This window comes from Humidesulfovibrio sp. (genome assembly GCF_035560995.1).
In the GTDB taxonomy this organism is placed as follows: domain Bacteria; phylum Desulfobacterota; class Desulfovibrionia; order Desulfovibrionales; family Desulfovibrionaceae; genus Humidesulfovibrio.
On record NZ_DATMYK010000151.1, the window covers coordinates 1 to 2,755 of the forward strand.

Annotated in this window: 3 protein-coding genes; all 3 read left to right on the forward strand. The window is 68.1% G+C overall.

All coding sequences use genetic code 11. From position 1 onward, the window contains the following. Window positions 1–693 (forward strand): hypothetical protein (locus tag VN419_RS05960; protein ID WP_325645463.1); only part of this gene is annotated, 693 nt, incomplete at its 5' end. After that, on the forward strand, window positions 693–1,265 hold the full coding sequence (locus tag VN419_RS05965) for a flavodoxin family protein (protein WP_325645465.1): 573 nt from the start codon (window positions 693–695) through the stop codon (window positions 1,263–1,265). The genes VN419_RS05960 and VN419_RS05965, both read left to right, overlap by 1 nt. Before the next feature lie 6 nt (window positions 1,266–1,271). Continuing rightward, window positions 1,272–2,738: a DNA recombination protein RmuC gene (gene rmuC, locus VN419_RS05970; RefSeq protein ID WP_325645467.1), complete on the forward strand. Its 1,467-nt coding sequence runs from the start codon at window positions 1,272–1,274 to the stop codon at window positions 2,736–2,738. Window positions 2,739–2,755 lie beyond the last annotated feature (17 nt).

Sequence of the window (2,755 nt, forward strand, 5' to 3'; positions counted from 1 at the left end):
CCCTACGAGCCCCTGGCCCGCTGCGTGGCCCGCGCCGCCGGGCCCGAGGGCCTCGTCTGCGAGATCTTCGCCTCCTCCCCGGCGCTCGAAGCCTCCGTGGCCGTGCCGGTCACCTGCTTTTTCGCCCCCCAGCGCCTGAACGGCCATCCGGTCAACGCCTTTGAGACGGTCATCGCCAGCGTGGAGGCCGCGCTTGAGCCCCCGCGCCTGACCCTCGGCCCGCCCACGGAGCTTCTGTCCGTGGCGCGCAGGCGGCACCCCAGAAAACGCGTCAGCGACCAGCGCTTCGTGCGCGTGCGCCTGTGGGCGGCGGAGCAGGGAAAAAGCGCGCTGTATTTCCCGGACGCCCAGCCCGACATCTGGATCAACGCCTATGAGGGCGGCAAGGAGGACGGCAGCGCCGTCACGGACATTTCCGCCGGGGGCCTGGCCCTTGAGGTCCGCGCCGCCCAGGTTCCGCCGGGGCTTGCCATCGGCAGCCCCGTGGTGCTCAAATGCTCCCTGTTCCTGTTCAAGGAGAAGCAGTTCAAGCCTTACTGGTACGCGGGCGCGGTGCGCGCCCTGAGCGAGGCCCAGGAGGGAGCCACCCGGCGCATCGCCATCGGCTTCACCCACGTGGGTGCGGTGGACCCGGGAAGCCCCCAGGGCGTGGCCTGGATGGAGCGGACCCCGAACGACAAAGGAGAAGGCTGATGAAAGTGCTTGGCATCAACGGCAGCGCAAGGCTGAACGGCAACACGGCCATCATGCTCAACACCGCCCTGGAGGAAATGGCCGCGGAAGGTTTCGAGACCGAGCTGGTGCAGCTTGGCCCCAAGGCCCTGCAGGGCTGCATCGCCTGCTACAAATGTTTCGAGAACAAGGACAAGCGCTGCGCCGTGGAAGACGTCATGAACGAGTACATCGCGAAGATGCTCGAGGCCGACGGCATCCTGCTCGGCTCGCCCACCTATTTTGCGGATGTGACCACCAACATGAAGGCCCTCATGGACCGTTCCGGCATGGTGGCCCGCGCCAACGAGGACATGTTCCGCCGCAAGGCCGGGGCCGCCGTGGTCACCGCGCGCCGGGGCGGCTGCATCCACACCTTCGACACCCTGAACCACTTCTTCTTCATCGGGCAGATGGTGGTGCCCGGCTCCAGCTACTGGAACATGGGCTACGGACGCGAGCCCGGCCAGGTGCGGGGCGACGAGGAAGGCATGGGCACCATGCGCGTGCTGGGCCGGAACATGGCCTGGTTGCTTAAGAAGCTGGCGGACTAAGCGTTTATGGACATGCTTTCCGGGGGCCTCGCCCTGGCCCTTGCCCTGGCAGTCGGCCTTGCGCTGGGCGCGGCCCTGGCCGCGCTGCTGCTCAAGTCCCGCTCCGCCGGTATGGACGAGCGCCTGCGCGGAACAGAAGCCCAGGCCGCGCAATTGCGCGCCGACCTGGACGCCGCCCGCTCAGCTGGCCTCAAGGCCGTGGAAGCCCTGCGGGCCGAAACCGCGCGCCGCGCCGGGGCCGAGGAAGCCGCCGCCCGCGTGCCCGGCCTGGAGGACCGCCTGGCGGGCCTGGCCGCCGAGGTCTCCGCCCTGCGCGTGCGCGAGGGCGACCTCTGCGCGCGCATGGAGGCAGAACGCAAGGCCGCCAGCGAGCGCCAGGCCCTGTTGGAAGACTTGCAGGCCAAGTTGCAGGACACCTTCAAGGCCCTCTCGGCTGACGCCTTGAAGCACAACAATCAGAACTTCGTGGAGCTGGCCAAGGCCCACCTGTCCACCTTCCAGGAGGCCGCCAAGGGCGACCTGGAACTGCGCCAGAAGAGCATTGAGGGTCTGGTGAAGCCCATCCGCGAATCCCTCTCCCAGGTGGACGCGCGCATCCAGGACATGGAGAAGAGCCGCCAGAACGCCTACGTGGAGCTGTGCCAGCAGGTGAAGTTCCTGGCCTCCGACCAGGTGGACCTGAAGAAGGAGACGCGCAAGCTGGTGGAGGCCCTGCGCAGGCCCACCGTGCGCGGCCGCTGGGGCGAGATGCAGCTCAGGCGCGTGGTCGAGCTGGCGGGCATGGTGGGGTATTGCGACTTCACCGAGCAGGCCAGCGTGACCACGGCGGACGGACGCCTGCGGCCGGACATGGTGGTGCGCCTGCCCGGCGGCAAGAACGTCGTGGTGGACGCCAAGGCTCCGCTGGAAGCCTATCTGAACGCCTACGAGGCCCCGGACGACGAGGCGCGCAAGCAGAACATGCAGAGCCACGCGCGGCAGATACGCGAGCACCTGACCAAGCTGGGCCAGAAAAGCTACTGGGAGCACCTTTCGCCCACGCCGGAATTCGTGGTCATGTTCCTGCCCGGCGAGATATTCTTCAGCTCCGCCCTGGAGCACGATCCCTCGCTCATCGAGGAAGGCGTGGAAAAGGGCGTCATCGTGGCCTCGCCCACCACGCTCATCGCGCTGCTGCGCGCCGTGGCCTACGGCTGGCGGCAGGAAAAGGTGGCCGAGAGCGCCCAGCAGGTGAGCGAGCTGGGCCGCGAGCTGTACAAGCGCATCGTGACCCTTTCCGAGCACTTCTCCCGCGTGGGCAAGGGGCTCTCCGGCGCGGTGGAGGCCTACAACAAGACCGTGAGCTCGCTCGAATCGCGCGTGCTGGTGTCGGCCCGGCGCTTCAAGGACCTTGCCGCTGCGCCGGAAAAGGAGCTGCCCGAGCTGGAGCAGTTGGAGATCGCCCCGCGCCAGGTGCAGAAGGGCGAGGAATAGGGGAGAGGGGAGAAGAG

Bases quoted from the DNA above. Each gene is read 5' to 3' on its own strand.
- VN419_RS05965 (WP_325645465.1), top strand. From the start codon at position 693: ATGAAAGTGCTTGGCATCAACGGCAGCGCAAGGCTGAACGGCAACACG.
- rmuC (WP_325645467.1), top strand. From the start codon at position 1,272: ATGGACATGCTTTCCGGGGGCCTCGCCCTGGCCCTTGCCCTGGCAGTC.